The organism is Clavibacter sp. GW821-FHT01D01, assembly GCF_059422605.1.
Genome location: NZ_JBWKXC010000001.1, coordinates 172,549 through 194,571, shown reverse-complemented (window position 1 = coordinate 194,571; position 22,023 = coordinate 172,549). Strand labels below are relative to the sequence as shown.

The 22,023-nt window shown below is 71.9% G+C and carries 25 protein-coding genes and 1 riboswitch; of the genes, 13 read left to right on the top strand and 12 right to left on the bottom strand.

What is annotated here, in order from left to right; genetic code table 11:
* Nucleotides 1-2: 2 nt before the first annotated feature.
* The 3 genes from AC07VC_RS00980 to AC07VC_RS00970 are packed head-to-tail and all read right to left on the bottom strand — an operon-like array spanning nt 3 to nt 3,176.
* On the bottom strand, nt 3-884 hold the full coding sequence (locus AC07VC_RS00980; RefSeq protein WP_317229935.1) for a carbohydrate ABC transporter permease: 882 nt from the start codon (nt 882-884) through the stop codon (nt 3-5).
* A 1-nt stretch (nt 885) separates the two neighbouring features.
* Entirely contained in the window at nt 886-1,830 is a 945-nt protein-coding gene (locus AC07VC_RS00975) for a carbohydrate ABC transporter permease (protein ID WP_494674761.1), read from the bottom strand.
* Entirely contained in the window at nt 1,827-3,176 is a 1,350-nt protein-coding gene (locus tag AC07VC_RS00970) for an ABC transporter substrate-binding protein (protein WP_494674762.1), read from the bottom strand. Before AC07VC_RS00970 ends, AC07VC_RS00975 begins: the two co-directional genes overlap by 4 nt.
* A 228-nt stretch (nt 3,177-3,404) precedes the next feature.
* Between AC07VC_RS00970 and AC07VC_RS00965 the strand changes: the two genes are divergently transcribed.
* Nucleotides 3,405-4,616, top strand: coding sequence for an ROK family transcriptional regulator (locus AC07VC_RS00965; protein ID WP_317229103.1), 1,212 nt, complete (start codon nt 3,405-3,407; stop codon nt 4,614-4,616).
* A gap of 49 nt (nt 4,617-4,665) precedes the next feature.
* Here AC07VC_RS00965 and AC07VC_RS00960 read toward each other — a convergent pair whose 3' ends face one another.
* Nucleotides 4,666-5,154 (bottom strand): SHOCT domain-containing protein, encoded by a 489-nt coding sequence (locus AC07VC_RS00960; protein WP_494674763.1) that lies wholly within the window; start codon nt 5,152-5,154, stop codon nt 4,666-4,668.
* A 51-nt stretch (nt 5,155-5,205) separates the two neighbouring features.
* Between AC07VC_RS00960 and AC07VC_RS00955 the strand changes: the two genes are divergently transcribed.
* Together AC07VC_RS00955 and AC07VC_RS00950 are read left to right on the top strand one after the other, a co-directional pair.
* A complete protein-coding gene (locus AC07VC_RS00955; RefSeq protein WP_494674764.1) occupies nt 5,206-5,844 on the top strand; it encodes a uracil-DNA glycosylase in 639 nt (212 codons plus the stop codon).
* A gap of 119 nt (nt 5,845-5,963) precedes the next feature.
* Nucleotides 5,964-6,077, top strand: a riboswitch (SAM riboswitch).
* An 11-nt stretch (nt 6,078-6,088) separates the two neighbouring features.
* Nucleotides 6,089-6,694, top strand: coding sequence for a hypothetical protein (locus AC07VC_RS00950; RefSeq protein ID WP_494674765.1), 606 nt, complete (start codon nt 6,089-6,091; stop codon nt 6,692-6,694).
* A 5-nt stretch (nt 6,695-6,699) separates the two neighbouring features.
* Here the strand turns inward: AC07VC_RS00950 and AC07VC_RS00945 are convergent, their stop codons facing one another.
* Nucleotides 6,700-8,268 carry an SIR2 family NAD-dependent protein deacylase gene (locus AC07VC_RS00945; protein ID WP_494674766.1) on the bottom strand — a complete coding sequence of 523 codons (1,569 nt, stop codon included), beginning with the start codon at nt 8,266-8,268 and terminating at the stop codon, nt 6,700-6,702.
* A 144-nt stretch (nt 8,269-8,412) separates the two neighbouring features.
* Between AC07VC_RS00945 and AC07VC_RS00940 the strand changes: the two genes are divergently transcribed.
* Together AC07VC_RS00940 and AC07VC_RS00935 are read left to right on the top strand one after the other, a co-directional pair.
* The gene (locus AC07VC_RS00940; RefSeq protein WP_494674767.1) at nt 8,413-8,757 is read left to right on the top strand and encodes a hypothetical protein; all 345 of its coding nucleotides are present in this window, start codon (nt 8,413-8,415) and stop codon (nt 8,755-8,757) included.
* Nucleotides 8,754-9,476 carry a TY-Chap2 family putative peptide chaperone gene (locus AC07VC_RS00935; RefSeq protein ID WP_494674768.1) on the top strand — a complete coding sequence of 241 codons (723 nt, stop codon included), beginning with the start codon at nt 8,754-8,756 and terminating at the stop codon, nt 9,474-9,476. Before AC07VC_RS00940 ends, AC07VC_RS00935 begins: the two co-directional genes overlap by 4 nt.
* Nucleotides 9,477-9,642: 166 nt before the next feature.
* Here AC07VC_RS00935 and AC07VC_RS00930 read toward each other — a convergent pair whose 3' ends face one another.
* Both AC07VC_RS00930 and AC07VC_RS00925 read right to left on the bottom strand, forming a co-directional pair.
* Nucleotides 9,643-9,969, bottom strand: coding sequence for a DUF7882 family protein (locus AC07VC_RS00930; protein ID WP_494674769.1), 327 nt, complete (start codon nt 9,967-9,969; stop codon nt 9,643-9,645).
* Nucleotides 9,970-10,197: 228 nt separating this feature from the next.
* Nucleotides 10,198-12,819: an MMPL family transporter gene (locus AC07VC_RS00925; protein WP_494674770.1), complete on the bottom strand. Its 2,622-nt coding sequence runs from the start codon at nt 12,817-12,819 to the stop codon at nt 10,198-10,200.
* Nucleotides 12,820-12,886: 67 nt separating this feature from the next.
* Here AC07VC_RS00925 and AC07VC_RS00920 point away from each other — a divergent pair, with 67 nt between their 5' ends.
* Nucleotides 12,887-13,474 carry a TetR/AcrR family transcriptional regulator gene (locus AC07VC_RS00920; protein ID WP_494674771.1) on the top strand — a complete coding sequence of 196 codons (588 nt, stop codon included), beginning with the start codon at nt 12,887-12,889 and terminating at the stop codon, nt 13,472-13,474.
* 18 nt (nt 13,475-13,492) lie between these two features.
* Here the strand turns inward: AC07VC_RS00920 and AC07VC_RS00915 are convergent, their stop codons facing one another.
* Both AC07VC_RS00915 and manD read right to left on the bottom strand, forming a co-directional pair.
* Nucleotides 13,493-14,350: a 3-hydroxyacyl-CoA dehydrogenase gene (locus tag AC07VC_RS00915; RefSeq protein WP_317229115.1), complete on the bottom strand. Its 858-nt coding sequence runs from the start codon at nt 14,348-14,350 to the stop codon at nt 13,493-13,495.
* Nucleotides 14,351-14,462: 112 nt separating this feature from the next.
* Nucleotides 14,463-15,701: a D-mannonate dehydratase ManD gene (manD, locus tag AC07VC_RS00910; RefSeq protein ID WP_494674772.1), complete on the bottom strand. Its 1,239-nt coding sequence runs from the start codon at nt 15,699-15,701 to the stop codon at nt 14,463-14,465.
* Between the two features lie 113 nt (nt 15,702-15,814).
* Here manD and AC07VC_RS00905 point away from each other — a divergent pair, with 113 nt between their 5' ends.
* From AC07VC_RS00905 to arfB, 3 genes are read left to right on the top strand one after another with little or no spacing between them, the layout of a single operon-like run.
* The gene (locus AC07VC_RS00905; RefSeq protein ID WP_494674773.1) at nt 15,815-16,672 is read left to right on the top strand and encodes a phosphatase PAP2 family protein; all 858 of its coding nucleotides are present in this window, start codon (nt 15,815-15,817) and stop codon (nt 16,670-16,672) included.
* A 28-nt stretch (nt 16,673-16,700) separates the two neighbouring features.
* Nucleotides 16,701-16,940, top strand: coding sequence for a hypothetical protein (locus AC07VC_RS00900; protein WP_494674774.1), 240 nt, complete (start codon nt 16,701-16,703; stop codon nt 16,938-16,940).
* A gap of 38 nt (nt 16,941-16,978) precedes the next feature.
* Nucleotides 16,979-17,401 carry an alternative ribosome rescue aminoacyl-tRNA hydrolase ArfB gene (arfB, locus tag AC07VC_RS00895; protein WP_494674775.1) on the top strand — a complete coding sequence of 141 codons (423 nt, stop codon included), beginning with the start codon at nt 16,979-16,981 and terminating at the stop codon, nt 17,399-17,401.
* 25 nt (nt 17,402-17,426) lie between these two features.
* On the opposite strand, the gene AC07VC_RS00890 is transcribed toward arfB, so the two are convergent.
* Nucleotides 17,427-18,476 carry an LLM class flavin-dependent oxidoreductase gene (locus tag AC07VC_RS00890; RefSeq protein WP_494674776.1) on the bottom strand — a complete coding sequence of 350 codons (1,050 nt, stop codon included), beginning with the start codon at nt 18,474-18,476 and terminating at the stop codon, nt 17,427-17,429.
* A 134-nt stretch (nt 18,477-18,610) separates the two neighbouring features.
* On the opposite strand from AC07VC_RS00890, the gene AC07VC_RS00885 reads away from it, so the two are divergent.
* Nucleotides 18,611-18,955, top strand: a complete 345-nt coding sequence (locus AC07VC_RS00885) for a DUF2200 domain-containing protein (RefSeq protein ID WP_494674777.1) — start codon at nt 18,611-18,613, stop codon at nt 18,953-18,955.
* On the opposite strand, the gene AC07VC_RS00880 is transcribed toward AC07VC_RS00885, so the two are convergent.
* Both AC07VC_RS00880 and AC07VC_RS00875 read right to left on the bottom strand, forming a co-directional pair.
* The gene (locus AC07VC_RS00880) at nt 18,952-19,179 is read right to left on the bottom strand and encodes a DUF2283 domain-containing protein (protein ID WP_494674778.1); all 228 of its coding nucleotides are present in this window, start codon (nt 19,177-19,179) and stop codon (nt 18,952-18,954) included. The two genes, AC07VC_RS00885 and AC07VC_RS00880, sit on opposite strands and share 4 nt — an antisense overlap.
* Nucleotides 19,179-19,754: a TetR/AcrR family transcriptional regulator gene (locus AC07VC_RS00875; protein WP_494674779.1), complete on the bottom strand. Its 576-nt coding sequence runs from the start codon at nt 19,752-19,754 to the stop codon at nt 19,179-19,181. Before AC07VC_RS00875 ends, AC07VC_RS00880 begins: the two co-directional genes overlap by 1 nt.
* Nucleotides 19,755-19,849: 95 nt before the next feature.
* Between AC07VC_RS00875 and AC07VC_RS00870 the strand changes: the two genes are divergently transcribed.
* The 3 genes from AC07VC_RS00870 to AC07VC_RS00860 are packed head-to-tail and all read left to right on the top strand — an operon-like array spanning nt 19,850 to nt 21,953.
* Nucleotides 19,850-20,983, top strand: coding sequence for a zinc-binding alcohol dehydrogenase family protein (locus AC07VC_RS00870; protein ID WP_494674780.1), 1,134 nt, complete (start codon nt 19,850-19,852; stop codon nt 20,981-20,983).
* 46 nt (nt 20,984-21,029) lie between these two features.
* Nucleotides 21,030-21,329 carry a rhodanese-like domain-containing protein gene (locus tag AC07VC_RS00865; protein ID WP_494674781.1) on the top strand — a complete coding sequence of 100 codons (300 nt, stop codon included), beginning with the start codon at nt 21,030-21,032 and terminating at the stop codon, nt 21,327-21,329.
* A 39-nt stretch (nt 21,330-21,368) separates the two neighbouring features.
* Nucleotides 21,369-21,953 carry a YdeI/OmpD-associated family protein gene (locus AC07VC_RS00860; protein WP_317229126.1) on the top strand — a complete coding sequence of 195 codons (585 nt, stop codon included), beginning with the start codon at nt 21,369-21,371 and terminating at the stop codon, nt 21,951-21,953.
* Nucleotides 21,954-22,023 lie beyond the last annotated feature (70 nt).

Below are 22,023 nucleotides of genomic sequence, written 5' to 3'. Positions count from 1 at the left end.
GGTCATCCCTTCAGCGCTCCGCCCAGGCTGGACTTGAGCAGGTGCTTGCGGGCGACGACGTACAGCACGGCGGGCGGCAGGACGTAGACGACCGCGCTCGCGGCCAGGAGGCCCCAGTCGACCACGTTCCGCTCGCTGAAGGCACGGAACAGTCCGATGGCGAGCGGATAGAGGTCCTGATCCTGCAGGAGGACGAGCGGGGTGAGGAAGTCGCCCCACGAGCCCATGAACATGAGCATCGCGGCGGCTCCGAGACCCGGGCCGATCAGCGGCAGCACGATGCGCCGCGCGCCCTGGAGCCGCGTGTTGCCGTCCGTCCAGGCCGCCTCCTCGAGCTCGATGGGGACGGCGTCGACCGTCCCCTTCATCAGCCACAGGGTGACCGGGAGGCCGCTGACTGCCTGCACGAGGATCAGCCCGTGCAGCGTGTTGGCCATGCCGAGGTTCACCATGATCAGGTACAGCGCGACGATGGTCGCCGGCGCCGGGATCACGCGGATGAGCAGGATGCCGAACATGAAGAACCGGCGCCCCGGGAAGACGAAGCGCGAGAGCGCGTACCCGCCGGCGATCCCCAGCGCCAGGTTGAGGGCGGTCGACGAGATGGCGATCACGAAGCTGTTCAGCAGCAGCCTCGGCGTGCCGGCAGCGGTGAAGAACCGCGCGAAGTTGTCGAGGGAGAAGGAGGGGAGCTGCACGGTCGCACCCGCGTCGGCGTCGATCGCGCTGAACGCGACCCACGCGAACGGGACGAGGCAGAACAGCCCCAGCAGGACGATGAGCAGGTAGCCGATGCCCCGTTGGCCGATGGCCAGCGGCGTGAGCGGGCGGCGTCGTCTCCGGGCGGGCAGGGCCGCGGGAGCGTGGTCCTCGAACGTGGTCATGTCACACCTCCACCTTCGCCAGGCGGATGTAGACCGCGCCGAGCACCAGGACGATGACGAGCAGGATGATGGACGCGGCGCTGCCGATCCCGATCTGGGAGAACTGGAGCGCGCGCTCGTAGATGTAGATGGCCGCGAGGCGCGTCTGCCCTCCGGGCCCTCCGCGGGTGAGGAAGTAGACCAGGCCGAACACGCCGACGGTGCTGATGGTCGTGAGCAGCAGGTAGAGGAAGACCGGTCCACGGATGAGCGGGAGCGTGACGTGGCGGAAGATCTGGACGGCGCGCGCGCCGTCCATGCGCGCGGCCTCGATCAGCTCGACGGGGACGTCCTCGAGCGCGGCCTGGAACATGATCATCGCGAAGGCCACCCCGCGCCAGATGTTCACCAGGATGATCGCCAGCATCGGCGCCGTCTGCAGCCAGGCCGACGGCTCCTGCCCGAACACCGCGGTGAGCCGGTTGAGCGTGCCCTCCGGGCTGGTCGCGAGCACGCTCGCCCAGGTGAGCGAGGCGACGACCTCGGGGACCACCATCGGCGTGAGCACCGCCGCCCCGAAGAAGCCCTTGCCGCGGATCCATGGGCGGCTGAGGAGGATCGCGGCGACCATGCCGAGCACCGTCTGGCCGATGATGGCCGAGAACAGCAGGAACGTGCCGGTCTGCCCGAGCGACGCGAGGAAGTCGCCGTTCGTCAGCAGGTAGGCGAAGTTGTCGAGGCCGATGAACTTCGGGTCCCGGGCCGCGAACCCGGTGAGCTGCGTGTTCGTCAGGCTGAGCCACACGCTGTAGACCGCGGGCAGGACGATGAAGACCGTGATGAGCAGCGCCGAGGGTCCGAGCAGGAGCAGCACGAGCGGCAGGTTCGACCGCCTGCGCCTCCGCGCCGGTGCAGGCGGCTGGATGGCCGCCTGCACCGGTATGGCGGCGTCGATGACCGACGTCACTCCTTCACCAGGGCCGGCCCGAGCAGGTCCGTCGCGTCCTTCACGAACGCGTCGTACGCCTCCTGGCCGTCGGCCTTGCCGCTGAGGATCAGCTCCGTCGCGGAGGCCACCGCCTGCCCGATCTGGTCCGCGCCGTCGCCCGTCACCACGTAGATGCTGTCGGCCAGGTCCTCGCCGGCCTCCAGCAGGCGCGGCTCCTCGGAGTAGGGAGCGACGTCGTCGAGGTCGTCACGGGCCGAGGCCGCACCCGAGGCCGTCAGCTGTTCGGCGAGGGGCTCGCCTGTGGACAGGTACTCGATGAACTCCATCGCGGCGTCCTTGTTCTCCGACTGCTCGGAGATGGCGTAGCCACCACCGGTGCTGCTCCACCCGTAGGGCTCGTCGCCGGAGCGCAGGCCCGGGAACTGCCAGGTGGTCACCTTCTCGTCGAGCCCGTCGATCGGGGTCGCGCCCTCGGGCCCCCAGTCGAACTTCCATCCCCACGTGCCCTGCGCGGCGACCTGGATCTCGCCCTCGGGGAACTTCTCGTACTTCGTCGGCTCCCAGGGGTTCGGGTTCTGGAGGTCCTCCACCGGCATGAGGCCCTTCTCGACTAGCTCGGCGTACAGCTCGAAGACGGCGAGCCAGCCCGGGCTCTCGAGGTCCCACGTGTCCGTCTCGGTGTCGTAGTAGCCCGTGTCGGTGCCGCCGAGCAGCGGCTGGAAGCCCTCGCCCCACGTGCCGCCGCCCCACGCGGTCCCCGCCGGGATGACGATGGGGGTGCCGCCGGTCTTCTCCTTGACCTGCACGAGCCGGTCGATCAGCTCGTCCCAGGTCTCGGGCTGGGAGGTGTCGACGCCGACCTCCTGCAGCACGTCCTGGCGGATGAAGAGGTTGAGGACCCCCGCGCCCGAGGGCAGGCTGTAGATGCTGCCGTCCTGGCGGGTCATCGCCTCCTTGACGGCGGGGTAGTAGTGCGACCAGCCGTCCCACTCCTCCAGGTAGCCGTCGAGCGGCTCGAGATAGCCGGCCGAGGACCACGCGATGGCCATGTTCTCGCCGATGTCGAGCACGTCCGGCGCCTGTCCCGCGATGAGCTGCTGGGTCATCTTGGTCATGAACTGCTCGTCGGTGAGCTGATCGGCGATCAGTTCGACCCGGATGTCCTTGCCCTCCTCCTTCATCTGAGCCTCGAAGCCCGGGATGACGGCGCCGATGGCGTCGATGTTGGTCTGCTTCGTCTCCATGATCGTGATGGTCACGGGGCCGTCCTCTCCGGATCCGCCACCGCCGCCGCTCGCGCAGGCGCTGAGCCCGACGGCGACGGTTCCGGTGACGAGGGCCGCGATCACGCGGGAACGCTTCATTGCGATGCCTCTCTCCGCGCCTCGTCCGTCGGCCACTTTGCCACTTCGATGGGATAAAGCGCTGGATGCGATGTTAGGACATGAGGTCATAAGCGTCAACGGTGGCGATCACCGGGATCGTGATCCGCGGAGCGCAGCCCCCGCGGAGGGTCAGGCCGGCTGCGGTAGCTTCGACGGATGCCTCGCGGCGCCTGTCCGCGGGCGCCGACCGGACCGCGAGGAGGGGATGTGCCCCGAGGCAGCAACCTCCCGAGGCTGGCGGACTACAACCAGGCGGTCGTGCTCGATCTGGTGCGGCGGGAACCGGGCCGCAGCCGTGCCGACCTACAGCGGATCTCCGGCCTCGCCTCGCAGACCATCTCGAACATCACCCGCCGGCTCATCGACAAGGGCATGATCCGCGAGAGCGCGCCCGCCGACACCAGCCGCGGCCGTCCGAGCATTCCGCTCTCGGTGGACCCGGACGGCGCGTGCGCGGTCGGCGTGCACGTCGACCCGGCTCGCCTCACCGTGCTCCTGCTCGACATCGCGGGCACGATCCGCGACAGCCGAGAGCTCCGCACGCCCCAGTCGCCGGACCCCGACGACACCACTGCGCTCATCGCCCGGAGCGTCGACGAGATGGTCCGGGCGTCCGGCGTAGAGGGAGCACGGGTCCTCGGCCTCGGCGTCGCGGTGCCGGGCCCGCTCGACGTCCGCTCGGGCGTGATGATCGCCCCGCCCCAGCTCCCGCGCTGGCGGCATGTGCGGCTGCGCGCCGACCTGCACGCGGCGACGGGAATGCCGGTGCTGCTCGACAAGGACGTCACGGCCGCCGCGACCGCCGAGCTGCGCGCCACCGCCGATGCCGACTTCCTGTTCCTCTACCTCGGATCCGGCGTGGGTGCGTCGGTGGTCTCCGAGAGCCAGGTGCTCCGCGGGACGAGCAACAACGTCGGCGAGATCGGGGACATCCTCGTGGACCCGGCAGCGGAGGACCTGGGGTGGGTCGGCCGACGCGGCGGGCTCGCGGCGGCGTGCGTGCCGGAGGCGCTCGTGATCCAGGCGGTGCAGGCAGGGCTCATGCCGCTTCCCGACCTCGCCGACTACCTCGCGCTCGACGACGCGCTCACGCGCCTGTCCGAGCTGGCGGCCGGCGGCGATCCGGTGGCCATGGCCCTCCTATCGCGCGCCGCGCGGCGCGTGGCATCCGGGATCGCGGTCCTCGTCAACTTCCTCGACGTGCCGCGCGTGGTCCTCGGCGGACCCGCGTGGAACCGGCTCCGCGCCACGTTCCTGCCCGTGCTGGAGGAGGCGGTGCAGCGCGAGCTCGTCGTCGCGCGACCGGGGTTCCGGGTGGCGGGCAGCCCGGTGGGGGAGCAGATCGCCGCGCAGGGCGCCGCGGAGCTGGTGCTCGACAGCTTCCTCGCGCCGCACGCCGGCGTGCTCGTCATGGGGTGAGGACGTCGGCGGTCCGGCGCGCAGGACGACCGTGTCCCTCCCGCCGACGTCAGAGCTCCAGGAGCTTCCGCTTCGCCGTGGCGAACTCCTCGTCGTCGAGGATCCCCTCCGCGCAAAGGTCGGCGAGCTTGCGGATCTCCGCGACGAGGTCGGGAGCAGCCGCGGTCGCGACCGGTTCCGTCGCCGTGATCGCTGCCGGGGTCGCGGCAGGCGCGACGGCGGGCGCGCTGGCCGCCGCGGCGAACCCGCCGATCACCGGCGTGTTGCCCGAGGCTTCGTCGGTGCGCTGCAGGAAGACGAAAGGCGCGTCGATGACCTCGAGAGCGGGCTCATCGCGATCCTCGCTCGACTGTCGAGCCTCGAGTTGAAGCGCCGCACGGGCATTCGTCACGCCGTCTTCACTCCTGCTGAGGTCGACAGTCTCCTGCGTTCGGCATACCGTCTCCGCGGCCTGGACGCTGGCCTCCTCGGTGGGTCCTTCAATGCGGACGTCGCGATCGACATCGAACGAAGCCACGACGGTTCTCTGGTGGTCCATCCCGCTGTCGCCGTCTGACGACCTGACACGTGGCGCCGATAGCCTGACGCGATGTACATGGACGCGCCCCGAGGGCTCAAGGACGAGGCCCGACTCGCTGAGCGCCGCCGCATGCTCGAGACCGTGGAGCGAGTGCGACCGCTCGTGGAATGGAAGGAAGACGTACTCGCTCGGCGGCGAGCGAGGCGGCCGGACATCATGATCCCGGACTTCGACCCCGCCGAGGTCGGTGGCGGCATAGAGACGCGCGCTCTCATGGTGTTCGAGGCGCCGGGTCCGAAGACGGTGCCGGAGTGGGGCGGCTCCGGATTCATCAGCACGGACAACGACGATCCGACCGCTCAGAACAACTGGCTTGCACGCAATGACGCCGGAATGCACGAGCACACGCTGTCGTGGAACATCTGCCCCTGGGTCCTCGGAAAGGCGTCAGTCCATCCGGGGCCGACGGAGCTCGCGCAAGGAGCGATCGAGCTTCGGGGTCTCATGCGGCTCCTGCCGGATCTCCGGGTCGTCGTCCTCTGCGGTCTCAAGGCCCAGCAGGGTTGGACTTCGTTCATCGAGCCGCACATCGAAGGCGGGCCCTCGGTGATCCGGACGTGGCATCCATCGAACCTCTCCTTCAAGCAGCCCGACAAGCGTGCTGAATTCACGATCGCCCTCGAGCGCGCGGCCAGCCGGATCGCCTGAATCGAAGGAAGCGGTCCGCGCCGGCTTCCCCCACCGCCGGCGAGTGAGCCGCATTGCGTCGCGTCAGCTACCGTCCCTCGGTCATGGCTGTCGGTGGTCATCGCTAATGTCGTCTTCACGTTCCGGAGTTGCGGCCATCGGTACCTGGCCGGCCGCACGGCAACCCGATCCATCGACCGGGTGCCCCAGGGGAAGAACGGGCGGTGGGCGGTCGGTCGCCGCAAGCCCGATGGACAGGACCGCCATGCCCGAACAGCTCCCCTACATCTTCCGGATCCCCAGTTCCCTGTCGTGGGAGGGCGCCCGGGCGCGGCTCCTCGCCCGTGCTGACGGACTCCGTGCCGGTGATGCCCTCGACGCGCGCTTCTTCGCGGACGCGCATCTCATCAGGCGCGCGACGATCCGGTCCGCCGCCGATGTCGACCGGGCCGTCCGCCTCGTCGAGGCGGCGGACGAGTTCCCCGCAGAGTCCGACGAGGTCGGCGGTGGCTGGCGGATGCGCGGCGCCCTCGACATCCGCGACATGCGCCCCGAAGCGACCTCGCGGACCGAGATCGACTTCGAGGAGCTCGCCGAGCACCGCACGGCCGCCGAGCTGGCCCGGTTCCTGCACCACATCCACTGGATCCCCCAGAGCCGCGGCATCACCGACGCCTTCGTGGACGAGCACTTCCCCGGTCGCACGTGGCAGGGACTCCTGCTCGTCCTCGAGGCGGCCGGCATCTTCGTCGGCCGCGGCGGGAGCCCTCCGCGCCTCATGCCCACCGTCGGGATGCTGCACTTCACGGATGCCATGCATTGGGCGGTGCAATGGGAGGACGGCGTCGTCACCGCTTCATCGGCTCGGTGACCGCGCTAGTCCCGGCGACCGCCGGAGCCCAAGCGCGCCCCCATGGCCGCGACCTCCAGCCAGGCGCCGGTCGCCCGCTCGTCCTCCGTCGCGTCGCGCAGCATCGCCGCCAAGCGCGTCCGCAGCCGGAGCTCCGCGGGCGTGAGCGCACTCTCGTGCCCGTCGGCGAGCAGGTAGGTGTGCGCGTCGGTCGCGAAGGCGGCCAGGGCGTCGAGGAAGATCTCGAGCAGCCGCGCCGCCTCTCCCACCCGCGAACCGTCATAGGGGATCGGCAGCATGGGGACGAGCTGCAGGCGTCCGTGCCAGATCCTCTCGTCCAGAGGATCCGAGAAGAGGGTCAGCGCGGTCGCGAGGGTGCCCGTCTCGCTCGAGGGGAACGCCCGCCGGACGTCGTGCACGATCTCGTGGAAGTGATCGTCGGCGAGCCCGAAGCCGACGAACAGCAGGTGTCGGGTCGCGAGGGTGGCCTTCACGATGGAGGAGAGCGCGCGTCGGGTGGAGTCGAAGCCGAGGTAGTCGTCGCGTGTGAGGACGATGGAAGCCGGATCATCGACCGTGCCGTGCAGCTTCAGGAGCCAGCGCTCGTGCTCGCCCTCGTGCGGCCCGGGGATGATCGAGCGCGGAGCCCCGGCATCCGCGGCGGCGGTCTCGAAGAGCCTGTCGTAGTTCAAGGTGATCGCCTGCTCGGAGTCGATCGCCGTGAGCAGCGCCGGTGCGAGGCCGTAGCGCTGAAGGGCCCCGATCTCCTCGGCTACCGCGACGGCGAAGCTGCCGGGCGTCTGCTCCTCATGCAGCGCCGCGAGGTACGAGGCCTGGTCGAGGACGTCCTTCTCGCGCAAGGAGGCCGCGGTCGCCGCGTCGAGTCCGATCCGCTCCCCGAGGTCATGCAGCAGGGAGCCCCACGACGGGCCGCCCGCGCTGACGCTCGTCCCCGCCCCGAGGAAGGGGACGAGTCGACGCCTGCGGGCTCGAGCGGCCAGGGCGCACACCTCCACGAGCATCGGCGCGGTCAGTTCGGGCCATGATTCCGCCGCGTCCTGACGCCGCCGTGTCTGCGCGAAGGCGTGGGCGGCGTCATGTCGCGTGACGATCACGATGTCGACGGAGAATTCGACGGCGAGCACACGGAGGACCTCGATCTGCTGCGTGAGCAGGGCATCGCGGACCGCTCCCGATCCGCCGCCCGCGGTCGCGAACGTCGGGACCGCGAGGAGCGGCAGCGGCCGACTGGTCGCCCGGTGGGCGTGGGCCGTGCGGGACGCCTGCTCGACGAACTCGCGGAGCCGGCGGGCCACGTCTGCGAGCCCTTCGGCATCTGCGGCGTGCTGGACGGCTCGGTCGGGTACCGCGGTCAGGACGGGTGTCGGCTCGCCCTCGATGGGGACGAGCGGCAGCGCCACCTGCACTCCGGTGGAGAAGCGATCTGTGCGCACCTCCGCGACGCGCTCGCGCAATCGGGAGAGGGAATCCCAGAAAGAGGTGAGGGAGAGGAATCTGTCGGTGGGCAGGAGCCAGGCATCGCAGGCGAGATGCAGGAGATCGCCCCGGGCGACGAAGAGGTGAGGGGAAGGCACGCGCTCTTCCTATCAGGCCGTCGAACCGGGAGCATTCGCCGCAGGTGCTGATCGTCGGATGACGCCGTTGCCCGACCGCTCCGCTCCCATGTCAGTGCGTCGCGTCAGACTGGAGCCATCACCTCGAGCCGAGCGGAGAATGCGATGAGTACCCACGAGTCTGCGGCGGATCAGGACCCGACATTGTTCTGCGCCTACTTCGGCGGCCCTCGGGACGGGTTCATGACGGGAGATCTCCCGGTGGCGCTCTCCGGCGACAAGCTGACCGGCTCCGTCGCTCGCATCCCCATGAGCCAGCCCAGCGCCTTCAGCCTGCATGCCGTGTACGTCTGCACCAGCGAAACGCAAATCGACGGCTCCTGGGAATTCCGATACATCGGCATGGAGGGTCCGAATGGGGAGAAGCTCATCACCGAGGAGGGCGAGCAGCGGAACGACATGCACGATCCCCGATCTCCCTCCGCTCACCCTCGGGCGGTCTCTTCGTGAACGAGGCGGTCCAGCCGTCTGCCCGGTACTCCACCGCGGCGCACTGGTGGGTCGCGACGGAGCTCATCCGGCGCAATCAGCACCTGGCGCTCATCGAGACGTACCCGATGGAGGGCTTCTACGACTGCCTCACGCTGCTCGGAGATTCCACCGCTGGTCCTGTGCACATCGACTTCAACCGCCGCGGTCGCATCCACGTGCACCCGGACCACATCGGAATGATCTCGACAGCCGACATCGTCGGTCACGAAGACGCGCATTGGGCCGTGAAGGAGATCGAGCGGGCCGCCGGACTCGCGCCCGGTGACAAGCCGCCCGTCAGCACGGGCAGGCTGGTGACCCTGCGCCTGATGGCGCGAGTGGTGAACCACCTGATCAACGACCGGTCGGACTGGGCCCTGAGGGTGATGAGCCTGGAGCGTGACGGCTACGCGGTGCCGCTCATCCATCCTTCGGCGGGTGATCACTCGCCTCTGCCAGGAGTGTTCCCCAGCGCTCGTCTCCACCACGCCTTCTTCGTCGCTTCCGGCCTGCCAGACGAGTTCGAGGCCGGTCGATTCTGGGCGCTGCAGCGTGACGGGATCGTCGTCGCTGTCTTCGATACGAGGGGTTTAGTCCACACGAAGCACGCTCAGACCGCTCTCCGGCAGCTTTACGCTCGGGTCGATCGGAACCTGACCCAGACGATGACGATCGCCCTGGCCGACGTGCTGCCCTAGGCGCAGCACTTCGCGCTCCTCCGCAGGCGCGAGAGCGCACCAGAGGGCCGCCGCGCACTCACCCCTCGCGCGTCAGGTCCTCGAGTCCTCGGTTCTACCACCCGCTTCCTGGCGCCGCACGCCGGCGTCCTCATGGAGCGTCAACGAGGAGGACAGGGCCCGACGGCTACTGCCCCGGCGCCCCCGCACCGGGCACCCCGGCCCCGGGCTCCGGGACGAGGTGCAGGCCCGCGGCGGTGTCGGCCGCGCGCATGAGCGCCTCGGCCCACGCGCGGTCGATGGCGGGTGCGTCCTCGGCGAAGTGGAACTCCACCGGGACGCCCGGGTGGATCCAGACGGTCCGTCGCCCGCCGCCCTCGGAGCCCGGGTTCCGCCAGGAGAACGCGAAGCCCTCCCGTCGGCGCAGCTTGGCGACGATGACGAGCTGCAGGTGGGCGAGCGCGCGGTCGTCGACGTCGACGCGGGTCGAGGCGCCGTAGACCAGGCGGCCCATCGCCGGTCCCGCCTAGGCGCCGGTCGAGCGGATCGTCCGGTCGACCGCACCTAACGGGAGGGAGGTCGAGTCGGCGCCACGCTGATGGTTCATGCACAAGACGTTACGGGGCTCTCGACATGGCGTCCGCGGGGTTGACACGGAGAGACGACGTCCTGGCACAGCGCGACCGCTCCGGGTCCGGCCGGTGTCCCCGGGGACCCGTGGGCGACTGGCCGCGATTCCATCTCAGTCGCGCGGGGCGGCCGCCGTCTCGGCCTGGATCGTCGTCGGGGTGGGCGGTGCCGCGTGGGCGCCGTGCCCGCCGTCGGCCGGGAGGCCGTCGGGGAGCGCATCCGCCGTCACCGGTTCCGCGGCGCCCGGGTGGTGGCGCTCCAGCGCGGCGCCCTCGATGTCCACGTCCGGCAGGATCCGGTCGAGCCAGCGCGGCAGCCACCAGGCTGAGCGGCCGAGCAGGTGCATGAGCGCGGGCATCAGCAGCATGCGCACCACGAACGCGTCGAGCAGCACGCCGAACGCGAGCCCGAAGCCGATGGACCGGATGATGGTCGACTCCGAGAAGATGAACCCGCCGAACACCGACACCATGATCAGCGCCGCCGCGGTGACGACCGCGCGACCGGCCCGGAACCCCTGCACCACCGCGAGGCGGGCGGACGCGCCGTGCACGTACGCCTCCCGCATGCCGGAGGCGAGGAAGAGCTGGTAGTCCATCGCGAGGCCGAACAGGATCCCGACGAGGATCACCGGCAGGAAGCTCAGGATCGGCCCCGGGCTCTCCAAGCCGATGAGGCTCGCGCCCCAGCCGAACTGGAACACCGCGACGATGAGGCCGTAGGTCGCGAAGAGGGACAGCACGAAACCGCCCGTCGCGATGAGCGGCAGGAGGATCGAGCGGAACACCACGATCAGGATCAGCAGCGACAGGCCGACGACCACCAGCAGGTAGAGCGGCAGCACCGCGGCCAGCGCCTCGGAGATGTCGATGTTGGTGGCGGCCTGGCCGGCGACGCCGAGCGAGATGCCGCCGTCGAGCTCGGGCAGCGCCCGGATGTCCTGCACCAGCTGCTCGGTGGACGCGCTGTTCGGGCCCTCCTGCGGCAGCACCTGGAACGCGAGCACCGTGTTGTCGTCCGTGTTCGCGACCGGGGCGACGGCGACCACGTCGTCGAGGTCGTGCAGGGTCTGCGCGACGTCGACCTGCGTGGCGAGGAGGTCGTCGTCGGCGAGGCCGGCGGGCACGTCGGCGACCACGAGCAGCGGGCCGTTCGCGCCCTCGCCGAACTCGTCGGCGACGGTGGAGAACGCGCGCTCGCTGGTGGATCCGGAGGGCTCGCTCGAGCCGTCCGGCAGGCCGAGCCGCAGCGAGAGGCTCGGGATCGCGATGACGAGCAGGGCGACGACCGTGCCGACGACCGTGAGCACCGCGCGGAGGTTCGACATGGGCGCCAGGGCCTTGGCCGCCTGGTGCGGGTGGCGCTCGTGGCCGACGGCGGTGCGGTCGCGCTTGCGCAGCACCCGGGTGCCGGCGAGGCCGAGGACCGCGGGCGTGAGCGTGATGGCGACCAGCACCGCGACGGCGACGCACACCGCCCCGACCGTGCCCATGAGCCCGAGGAACGGGACGCCCGTGACGTTGAGGGCGAGGAGCGCGACGATCACCGTGGATCCCGCGAAGACGACCGCGGTGCCCGAGGTGCCGGTCGCCAGCCCGATGGACTCGCGCACGCCGGTCCCCTGCAGCATCTGCTTGCGGTGCCGGTTCACGATGAAGAGGGAGTAGTCGATGCCGACCGCGAGGCCGAGCATCACGCCGAGCACCGGGGTCACCGACGCCATGTCGACGACGCCGGAGAAGGCGAGCGACGCCGTGACGCCGACGCCCACGCCGACCACCGCGGTGACGATGGGGAGGGAGGCGGCGATGACCGTGCCCAGCATGACGATGAGGACGACGGCCGCGAAGAGGAGGCCGACGACCTCGCCGATGCCGAAGATCTCGGGGACGCCCTGCGCCAGGTCGGTCGCGAAGTCGACGCTGGTGCCGGCCACGGGTGCGTCCTGGAAGTGCGCGATGGCCTCCTCCTTGGTCTCCTCGGAGAGCTCGAGGCGCGGATCCGTGAAGGAGATGTTGACGATCGCGGTGGAACCGTCCTCCGAGACCACGCCGATGCCGTCCGTGAGGCCGAGCAGCGTGCGGCCGAGCTCGGCCTGCTCGGCGCCGGAGTCGAGCTGCGCCCTCGACGCGTCGACCGTGGCCTGCTGCTCCTGGAGCGCGGCGGTCTGCTGGTCGAGCTGGGCCTGCTGCGCGTCGAGCGGGGCGAGCTGCGCCGCCGGCGCTCCCGCCGCCTCGGCCTGCTGGCGGGCGGCGGTGAGCTGCTGCTGGCCGGCTTCGAGCTGCGCCCGCCCGGCGTCGAGCTGCTGCTGCGCGGCGTCGAGCTGGGCGCGCCCCGCGGTGATCTGGTCGTCGCCGGACGCGAGCTGCGCGGCCTGGTCGGCGCGCTGCTGCGTGACGGCGAAGGGATCCACCACCGAGGCGACGCCCGGCAGGTCGCCGGCGCTCGTCGCGAGGGCGGAGATGTCCTGCTGCTGCTCGGGCGTGAACGCCTGGCCGTCCTCGGTGCGGTAGACGACCGTGCCCGTGCCGCCCGCGGTGTCGGGCAGCGTCTCGGCGAGCTCGTCGGTGACCGCGCCGGACGCGGTGCCCGGGATGTCGAAGCTGTTGCCGAGGGTGCCGGCGAACGTGAGGAACGAGCCGACGCCGATGCCGAGGATCACCACCCAGGAGACGATGACGAGCCACGCGCGACGCGCGGCCAGCGAACCGAGCCGGAACAGCAGTGATGCCATGGGATCTCCTTCAGACGTCTCGACGATACGCTACGTCTCGTCTAGTTTCTGGAGCTACCCTGTGCAGGTGAACGAGCACCGAACCGGACGGGTCCGCAGCGAAGCGGCCCGCGAGGCGATCCTGGGCGCCACCGTGCGCCTCATCCACGCGCGCGGCTACGACCACCTCACGATGGAGGGCGTCGCCCGCGAGGCCGGGGTCGGCAAGCAGACCATCTACCGGTGGTGGCCGTCCCGCGGGGCGCTCATCGCCGAGTGCCTCACCGAGGGACGGCTCATCCCGGTCGAGTTCGACGTGCCCGACACGGGCGACCTCCTCGCCGACATCGAGCGCTGGCTCACCGACGTGCTCGCCGTGCTCGACGCGCCGACCGGCGGCCCGCTCCTCCGATCGCTGGTCGCGGCCGCCGCGGAGGACGCGGCCGTCGGCGACCGCCTGAGCGCCAGCCTCGGCGTCGACCGCGGCCTGTCGGAGCGCCTGGCCGCAGGCATCCGCGCGGGCCAGCTGCCGGCCGACGCCCCCGTCCGGGAGCTGGGCCTCGCGATCCTCGGCCTCATCGTGCTCCGTGGCCTCGGCCGCGAGGGCGGCCACGCGGACAGCGTGAGCCGGCTGGTGCGGTTCGTGCTGGGGGCCGGAAGGCCCGCCGCCGGCTGAGGGCGATCCCTCCCACGCTCACCGGTACGCGTAGAACCCCTCGCCCGACTCCACGCCGAGCTTGCCCTGGTCGAGGTACTCGCTCTTGAGGTGCGCGGCCCACGCCTGGGCGCCCGGGTCGTCGCTCGCGGCGGAGATCGCGTAGGCGGTGCGGAGGCCGACGACGTCGTAGATCTGGAACGGGCCGAGGGGCGCGCCGGTGGCGATGCGCCACGTGGTGTCGACCGTGGCGGGATCCGCCACCCCCTTCAGCACGAGGGCCGCGGCGGCCTCGAGCAGCGGCACGAGGAGCGAGTTGAGCACGTAGCCCGGCTGCTCCTTCCTCAGCGGGATCGGCACCATCCCGATCTCCTCCGCGAAGGCGACGACCCGGTCGAAGACCTCGGGCGACGTGCGCTCGGTGCCCATGATCTCGGCGGTGTTCTGCACCCACACGTGGTTCGCGAAGTGCAGCGCGAGGAAGCGGTCGGGCCGGCCGGTGGAGTCGGCGATCGCGCTCGGCAGGAGGGTCGAGGAGTTGGTCGCGAAGACCGTCCGCGCCGGCGCTGCGTCCGCGATGCGGCGGTACACGTCCTGCTTGAGCTCCAGGCGCTCCGGCACCGCCTCGATGACGAGGTCGGCATCGGCGACCGCCGCCGCCAGGTCGCTGGTGAGCGCGATCCCCGCGGCGGCCTCCGTGGCCGCGGCGCGGTGATCCTCGCCGGCGTCGGCGACGAACTGCGCGACGATCGCGTCCAGCCGACCCCGCGCCGCCTCGAGCGCGGCGTCGTCCACGTCGTAGGCCGTGACGTCCTTGCCGTGGTTCGCGGCCTGGAACGCGATCTGCGCCCCCAGCACCCCGGCTCCGAGCACGGTGACCTTCTCGAATGCGGGCATGGGGACTCCTCCGTCGTCGGCGCCGCCCGGCGGATCCGCGGGGCGTCCCCTCCAGCGAAGCATCCGCCGCCGCGTCCGCGGCAGTCCGTGCGCCCGGCGGACTAACGGCCCGTCACCAGTCGTGCACGGTCCCGTCGGCGAGGCGGTTGAACGGCAGGTAGGCCTTCTCGTAGGGGTACTTGCCGGCTTCGTCGACGTCGAGCTCGACGCCGATGCCGGGCTGCTCGCCCGGGTGCAGGAGCCCGTCCGACCAGGTGAAGGACTGCTGGAAGACGCGGTCGGTCGCCGCGCCGTGCTGCATGTACTCCTGGATGCCGAAGTTGTGGATCGCGAGCCCGAGGTGCATCGCCGCGGCCATGCCGACGGGGGAGATGTCGGTCGGTCCGTGCATGCCGGACTTGATCTGGTACTGCGCCGCGTAGTCGAGCACCTTCCGCAGGTGCGTGATCCCCCCGGTGTGCGTCACGGCGGAGCGCACGTAGTCGATGAGCTGCTCGCGGATGATCTGCTGGTAGTCCCATACGGTGTTGAAGATCTCGCCGATCGCGAGCGGCGTCGTCGTGTGCTGCCGCACGAGCCGGAGGGCCTCCGGGTTCTCCGCGGGCGTCACGTCCTCGAGCCAGAACAGGTCGTAGGGCTCGAGGCTCTTGCCGAGCTGGGCGGCCTGGATGGGCGTCATCCGGTGGTGCCCGTCGTGCAGCAGCGGCAGCTCGGGGCCGAACTCGTGGCGCACCGCCTCGAAGACGCCGGGGATGTGGCGCAGGTAGCTGCGGGTGTCCCAGTCCTCCTCGGCGGGCAGGGCGCCGCGCTGGGCGGGCTCGTGGTCGTAGCGCTTGCCGGCGTTGCCGTCGAAGGTCGCGTTGGAGGCGATGCCGTAGATGGACTTCAGGCCCGGCACGCCCGTCTGGACGCGGATCGCCTTGTAGCCCTGCTCCTGGTGCGCGCGCACGCTGTCGAACAGCTCCTCGTTCGACTTGCCGGACGCGTGGCCGTAGGCGAGGAGCCCGGTGCGGGAGGCGCCGCCGAGCAGCTGGTAGAGCGGCATGCCGGCGGCCTTGGCCTTGATGTCCCAGAGCGCGACGTCCACGGCGGCGATGGCGGCCATCGTGACCGGGCCGCGCCGCCAGTAGGCGCTGCGGTAGAGGAACTGCCAGGTGTCCTCGATGCGGGACGCGTCGCGCCCGATGAGCAGCGGCGCCACGTGCTCCTGCAGGTACGCGACCACGGCCAGCTCGCGCCCGTTGAGGGTCGCGTCTCCGAGGCCGGTGATGCCGTCCTCGGTGGTGAGCTTCAGGGTGACGAAGTTGCGGTCGGGGCTGGTGACGATGATCTCGGCGCTGAGGATGTCCATATTCGAGTCTCCCCGGTGGGCGGGGTGCGCGTCCACGGTCGCGCCGGTCGTCCCGCCGCGCGCTCGGTAGCCTGGCGAGGACGGGGGCGATCGACGATGGTGAGGGATCCCGCATGAGCGACACTCCCGGGCGCGAGCCCGTGCGCACGACCGGACCCCGTCCGACCGAGCAGGGTCCCGAGGGCGAGATCCGGCAGGACCGCTTCCTCGGCGACCGCGACCTCACCCGCTGGGTCACCCCGCTCGGGCGGCTCCTCGCGAGCGTGGTGCAGCGCGTCACCCGCGCACTCGGGCCGTACGCCGCCCTGCTCCTCACCCTCGCGGTGGGTCTCGCGCTCGCCGTGGGGCTCTCGGCGATCGCCGCGCAGGTCTACGACAACGTGACCGACGCCGACGGGGTCGCGGGCCTCGACCGGCCGCTCCTCTCGTTCATGCTCGGCCTCCGCACGCCCTGGCTCGACACGGCGGCGACCGCGTACACCGACATCGCGGGCGTCGTGATCATGCCCGCCATCGCCGTGGTCACGATGCTGTTCCTCGCGATCCGGCGCCGATCGTGGACGCCGGTCATCCTCGTCGTCGCGGCCGGCGGCGGGTCCCTGCTCCTCACCATCGCGGGCAAGCGCATCATCGGCCGCGCCCGACCCGACCTCGCCGACGCGGTGCCGCCCTACGAGACGTCGCCGTCGTTCCCGAGCGGCCACACGCTGAACGCGGTGGCGATCGCCGGGATCCTCGCCTACCTGCTCCTCCTCCGGCAGCACCGCCGGGTGACGCGCGTCCTCTCGATCACGGTCGCCGTGGTCTTCGCCGTGACCATCGGCATCTCCCGCGTGTACCTCGGCCACCACTGGTTCACCGACGTGCTCGCCGCCTTCTTCCTCAGCGGCGCGTGGCTCGCGCTGGTGATCACGGCCCACCGGCTGTACCTGACGGCCCGGCGGCCGGATGCCGCTGGGGCGGTCCGCTGATCCGACCGGCGTGTGGGACGGTGGGGGCATGGACGACAGGCGCAGGTTCGAGGGCGACTCCGCGGCACGGCAGCGGCTGACGGGCGAGCCGTCCGCGCGTCAGGTGCTCGTGCTGATCGCGGTGGCCGCCTTCATGGCCGCGTCCGCCCTCGCGTTCGTGGAGCTCGACTTCGTCCTGCGGATCGTCCTCATGGTGGTCGTGATGCTGGTCCTCGTGCTGATCGGCCGGGTCCTCATCCGCCGCATCAACCTCCGCCGGCGCCGCTAGCCCGCCGGCACGAGGTCGCTCCGTGGGACGCTTGCCGCATGGACCTCCCGGTGACGCGCGCGCTCACCATCCCCGCGGCCGAGCTGCGCTGGCGGTTCTCCCGGTCGTCCGGGCCGGGCGGGCAGCACGTCAACACGTCGGACAGCCGGGTGCAGCTCACGTGGGACGTCGCGGGCTCGCTCGTGCTGGGGGACGCCCAGCGGGAGCGGATCCTCGAGCGGCTCGGCCGGCGCCTGGTCGCGGGCACCATCACCGTGACGGTCTCCGAGGAGCGGTCGCAGCTGCGGAACCGCGTGGCCGCCCTCGACGCGCTCCGCGAGCTCGTGGCCGATGCGCTGGCCCCGCCCGCGGCCCAGCGGCGCCCGACGCGGCCGACCCGCGGATCCGAGCGGCGGCGTCAGGCCGCCAAGACGCAGCGGTCGGCCACCAAGCAGCAGCGCCGGCGCCCGGTCGGCGACTGACGGCGGGCGCCGACCGCCGCGCGGGTCAGGCGGTCGCGGCCACCGCAGCGTCCGCCCGATCCCACCCGAGCTCCTGCCCGATCTCCTTCAGCGCGGCGAGCGAGCGCAGGTTGAAGTCCACGCCGAGCTGGTTGGGGATCGTGACGAGGAGGGTGTCGGCTGCGGCGATCGCCTGGTCGGCGCCGAGCTCCTCGATGAGGCGCTCCGGGGTGCCGATGTAGGAGCGGCCGAAGCGCCACTTCTCGCCGCCGACCTGGCCGACCTGGTCCCGGCCCTCGATCTGCGCGCGTATGCCGAAGTACGCCTCCGACTCGTCGTCGACGATGGGGATGATGCTGCGGCTCACGCTCACGCGCGGCTCCCAGGCGTGCCCGGCTGCGGCCCAGCCGTCGCGGAACAGCTGGATCTGCTCCGCCTGGAGCACGTCGAGCGGCACGCCGGTGTCCTCCGAGAGGAGCGTCGACGACATGAGGTTCATCCCCTGCTCGGCCGCCCACTGGCCGGTGGCGCGCGTGCCGGCGCCCCACCAGATCCGCTCGCGGAGGCCGGGCGACTGCGGCGTGATCGCGACGCGTCCCGTGGGCATGCCGCGCTGCGGGGCGGCGTCGGCGAGCTCCTCGCCCTCGAGCGCGCGGAGGAAGAGGCCCGTGTGGCGGCGGGCCATGTCGGCGTCGGTCTCGCCGTCGCGCGGCACGTACCCGAACGACTCGTAGCCGGCCTCGACCTGCTCGGGCGATCCGCGGCTGATGCCTAGCTGCACCCGACGGTTGGAGATGAGGTCGGTCATGGCCGCCTCCTCCGCCATGTACAGGGGGTTCTCGTAGCGCATGTCGACGACGCCGGTGCCGATCTCGATGCGGTCGGTGCGGCTGGCGATGGCGGCCAGCAGCGGGAACGGCGAGGCCTGCTGCGGCGCGAAGTGGTGCACCCGGAAGTACGCGCCGTCGATGCCGATCTCCTCGGCGGCGACCGCGAGGTCGATGGACTGCAGGAGCGAGTCCTGGGCGGTGCGCACGCGGGATCCGCGCACGTCCTGCCAGTGGTTGAACGACAGGAAGCCGATCTTGGTGCTCATGCCCGCTCCTCGGTGCTGGGGGCGACGCGACCTGGATGGATGCGTCTGCATGGAAAAGGAACCGGTACGGGCCCTGGCCCATTCCCGCGTCCGGCGACCTGGACCCCGCGAGCCGCTCGGCCTACGCTCCCGACATGGAGCACCGCATCTTCCGCACGCCGTTCGCCGCGGTCTACCCGCACTACGTGGCGAAGGCCGAGCGGAAGGGCCGGACGCGCGCCGAGGTCGACGAGGCGATCATGTGGCTCACCGGCTTCGACGCCGCCGAGCTGCAGCATCACCTCGACGCGGAGACCACGTTCCAGGACTTCTTCGCCGCCGCACGCCGGAATCCGTCCGCCGACGAGGTGCGCGGCGTGATCTGCGGCGTCCGCATCGAGGAGATCGAGGACCCGCTGATGAAGGAGATCCGCATCCTCGACAAGCTGGTCGACGAGATCGCCCGCGGTCGGCCGATGGTGAAGGTGCTGCGCAGCTAGCCCAGCCGCTCGGCGTCCGCCAGCACACCAGCCGGCAGCACCTCGCTCGCGTGCAGCACCTCGATGCCGAGGAGGCGGCCGTCGGCGTCGAAGTCGAGCGCGACCTCGCCGCGGTCGCCCGGCGTCATGATCGAGTGGATCTGCGTGGCGGACCCCCCGTCCCCGATCGGGCCCGCCAGGTACAGGTACGCGGCGTCCACGGACGGGTCGTAGGTGACGCGCATCAGGCGCCCGTCGCCATCACGCGGCGGAACGCGGCGAGGGTGTCGCGCAGGACCCCGGCGAGATCCGCGTCGCCTCCGTCGTCGGACAGCCAGCGGCCGATGGCGACGCCGAAGACGGTGGCGGTGGCGTGGGCCACCAGCACGGCGGTGAGCGGATCCGATCCGCGCTCCACGAAGCCCGCCCGCACGGCCTCCTGCATCGCGTGGACCTTGCGCAGCTCGCGCTCCTGCAGCCCGGCGTCGGCGCCGATGATGCGCTTGCGGGCGAGCATGGCCGCGCGCCCCCCGGCGAACTGCGACGCGATGACCTCCTCGAAGCCGTCCTCGACGACCTGGAGTGGAGAGCGGTCGGCCGGCGCGGAGCGGATCATGCGGGTCACCAGCGCGGGCAGCTCGTCCTCCTCGGCGAACAGCACCTCCCGCTTGTCGGCGAAGTGGCGGAAGAAGGTGCGGGTGGTGAGGCCGGCGCGCGCGGTGATCTCGGGCACGGTCGTCTCGGCGAAGCCCTGCTCGCCGAACAGCTCGCGGGCGGCGGCCGCGAGGCGCTCGCGCGTGTCCGGCTGCCATCTGCTCATGCGTCGATCCTAGTGATGGCATCTCGTGTCATCACCGACTATGGTGATGACACGCGATGTCATCGGACAGCGCGCCGACCCATCGGAGAACCGCCGTGCCCACCGAATCCGAATCCGCCGCCTGGCTCGCCTCGTCCGCCGCCGACCTCACCGTCGGCCCGGCACCGCGCACCGCACCGCGGGCGGGCGAGGTCGCGATCCGCGTCCGCGCCGTCGCGATCAACCCGCTCGACATCATGAAGCAGCACATGGGCGACCTCATGTACCGCTGGCTCCCGCACCCCGCCGTCCTCGGCGAGGACGTGGCGGGCGTCGTCGACGAGGTCGGCCCCGGCGTCACGCGCTTCGCCGTCGGCGACCGGGTCGTCGCGTACGCGGTCGGCATGGAGAGGGGGCGGCGGCACCCGGCGGAGGGCGGCTTCCAGACGCGCGTCGTCGTGCGCACCGACCTCGCCGCGCCGATCCCCGCCGCGCTCGCCTTCACCGACGCCGTCGTCCTGCCGCTCGGCGTCTCGACCGCCGCCTCCGCCCTGTTCGGCGCCGGTCAGCTGGCGCTCCGCCACCTGGACGCGAGCACCCCGCCCACGGGCGAGACCGTCGTGGTCTGGGGTGGATCCACCAGCGTCGGCCTCAACGCCATCCAGCTCGCCGTCGCCGCCGGCTACGACGTGGTCACGACGGCGTCGCCGCGCAACCACGAGCTGGTGCTCGGCCTGGGCGCGGGTCGGGCGTTCGACTACCGGAGCCCGACGGCGGTGCGGGACATCACGCGGCACCTGGCGGGTCGCCGGGTCGCGGGCGTCGTGGCCATCGGCACCGGATCCGGCGACCCGGCCGTGCGCATCGCCGCCGCCACGGGCGCGCGGCGCGTGAGCATGGCGAGCCCGCCCGTCGCGTTCGACGCACTGCCGCGCGGCGGGCGCATCGGCCTGCCGCTCGTGCGCCTCGGAATGCGGATGGGCACCGCCACCCCGGCCCTGATGGTCCGCGCCCGCGTCCGCGGCATCCGCGCGAGCTTCATCTGGGGCAGCGCGCTCATGCACGACGGGGTCGGCGCGATGCTCTGGGAGCGGTTCCTCCCGGCCGCGCTCGCGGAGGGCCGGTACGTCGCAGCCCCCGCGGCGGAGGTGGTCGGCACCGGGCTCGAGGCGATCCAGCCGGCGATGGACCGCCTGCGCGCGGGCGTCTCGGCGCGGAAGCTCGTGGTCGCGCTCGACGACCGAGCGTGACCTCCGCGGCTAGCGTGGGGAGCACCGACACCCGAGGAGCACCCGCATGAGCCGCATCACCGTCGACCAGCTCGCCGCCCTGGACGCGCCCGTCCTCATCGACGTGCGCGAGCCCGAGGAGTACGCCGCGGGGCACGCGCCCGGCGCCGTCAACCTGCCCCTGTCGCAGCTCGATGCGCGCGTCGACGAGGTCCCGACGGACGCGCCGGTCCACGTGATCTGCCAGTCCGGCGGCCGCAGCGCCCGCGCCACCGAGGCGCTCGCGGCCCGGGGCGTCGACGCGGTCGACGTCGAGGGCGGCACGGGCGCGTGGATCGCCGCGGGGCACCCCGTCGACCGCTCCTGACCCTGGCGGCGTCCGCCGTCGCGTCCGTACGATCGGGGCATGCCCGCCGCCGCGCACGAGCTCCTGACCGTCCCCGACCGCGCCGCCTGGCGCGCCTGGCTCGACGCCGAGGAGGAGACGTCCGACGGCGTGTGGCTCGTGCTCGCGAAGAAGGGCACGACGGAACCGACCTCCCTCACCTACGCCGAGGCCCTCGACGAGGCGCTCTGCAGCGGGTGGATCGACGGGCAGACCGCGAGCATCGACGAGCGGGTCTTCCGCCGCCGGTTCACCCCGCGGCGGAAGGCGTCGCTCTGGTCGGAGCGCAACATCGGGCTCGTCGCGACGCTCACCGCGGAGGGGCGGATGCGTCCGGCGGGGATCCGCGAGGTGGAGCGCGCGCAGGCCGACGGTCGCTGGGAGCGCGCCTACGCGGGCCAGGCGTCGGCGTCCGAGCCGGAGGACCTGCTGGCCGCGCTCGCCGCGTCGCCCGCCGCCGCGGCCACCTTCGCGACGCTGTCCAAGGTCAACCGCTACGCCGTGATCCACCGGGTGTCGACGGCGCCGAACGCGACCGTCCGCGCGAACCGCCTCGCGCGCCTCGTCGCGATGCTCGAGCGCGGGGAGGCGCCGCACCCCGAGTAGCGGCGGAGGACCGCGCGCACTGCCGCGGCACGCGACAGCGCGGGGCGGGAGGGACGCGTCCCTCCCGCCC

What these genes read in the sequence shown, in the direction of transcription:
- AC07VC_RS00930 (WP_494674769.1), bottom strand. Translation starts at nt 9,969, where the DNA reads ATGGGCCGCCTGGTCTACGGCGCCTCGACCCGCGTCGACGTCGACGAC.
- AC07VC_RS00865 (WP_494674781.1), top strand. Translation starts at nt 21,030, where the DNA reads ATGAGCCGCATCACCGTCGACCAGCTCGCCGCCCTGGACGCGCCCGTC.
- AC07VC_RS00905 (WP_494674773.1), top strand. Translation starts at nt 15,815, where the DNA reads ATGAGCGACACTCCCGGGCGCGAGCCCGTGCGCACGACCGGACCCCGT.
- AC07VC_RS00875 (WP_494674779.1), bottom strand. Translation starts at nt 19,754, where the DNA reads ATGAGCAGATGGCAGCCGGACACGCGCGAGCGCCTCGCGGCCGCCGCC.
- arfB (WP_494674775.1), top strand. Translation starts at nt 16,979, where the DNA reads ATGGACCTCCCGGTGACGCGCGCGCTCACCATCCCCGCGGCCGAGCTG.
- manD (WP_494674772.1), bottom strand. Translation starts at nt 15,701, where the DNA reads ATGGACATCCTCAGCGCCGAGATCATCGTCACCAGCCCCGACCGCAAC.
- AC07VC_RS00890 (WP_494674776.1), bottom strand. Translation starts at nt 18,476, where the DNA reads ATGAGCACCAAGATCGGCTTCCTGTCGTTCAACCACTGGCAGGACGTG.
- AC07VC_RS00915 (WP_317229115.1), bottom strand. Translation starts at nt 14,350, where the DNA reads ATGCCCGCATTCGAGAAGGTCACCGTGCTCGGAGCCGGGGTGCTGGGG.
- AC07VC_RS00880 (WP_494674778.1), bottom strand. Translation starts at nt 19,179, where the DNA reads ATGCGCGTCACCTACGACCCGTCCGTGGACGCCGCGTACCTGTACCTG.
- AC07VC_RS00960 (WP_494674763.1), bottom strand. Translation starts at nt 5,154, where the DNA reads ATGGACCACCAGAGAACCGTCGTGGCTTCGTTCGATGTCGATCGCGAC.
- AC07VC_RS00950 (WP_494674765.1), top strand. Translation starts at nt 6,089, where the DNA reads ATGCCCGAACAGCTCCCCTACATCTTCCGGATCCCCAGTTCCCTGTCG.
- AC07VC_RS00885 (WP_494674777.1), top strand. Translation starts at nt 18,611, where the DNA reads ATGGAGCACCGCATCTTCCGCACGCCGTTCGCCGCGGTCTACCCGCAC.
- AC07VC_RS00925 (WP_494674770.1), bottom strand. Translation starts at nt 12,819, where the DNA reads ATGGCATCACTGCTGTTCCGGCTCGGTTCGCTGGCCGCGCGTCGCGCG.
- AC07VC_RS00940 (WP_494674767.1), top strand. Translation starts at nt 8,413, where the DNA reads ATGAGTACCCACGAGTCTGCGGCGGATCAGGACCCGACATTGTTCTGC.
- AC07VC_RS00955 (WP_494674764.1), top strand. Translation starts at nt 5,206, where the DNA reads ATGTACATGGACGCGCCCCGAGGGCTCAAGGACGAGGCCCGACTCGCT.
- AC07VC_RS00970 (WP_494674762.1), bottom strand. Translation starts at nt 3,176, where the DNA reads ATGAAGCGTTCCCGCGTGATCGCGGCCCTCGTCACCGGAACCGTCGCC.
- AC07VC_RS00900 (WP_494674774.1), top strand. Translation starts at nt 16,701, where the DNA reads ATGGACGACAGGCGCAGGTTCGAGGGCGACTCCGCGGCACGGCAGCGG.
- AC07VC_RS00860 (WP_317229126.1), top strand. Translation starts at nt 21,369, where the DNA reads ATGCCCGCCGCCGCGCACGAGCTCCTGACCGTCCCCGACCGCGCCGCC.
- AC07VC_RS00980 (WP_317229935.1), bottom strand. Translation starts at nt 884, where the DNA reads ATGACCACGTTCGAGGACCACGCTCCCGCGGCCCTGCCCGCCCGGAGA.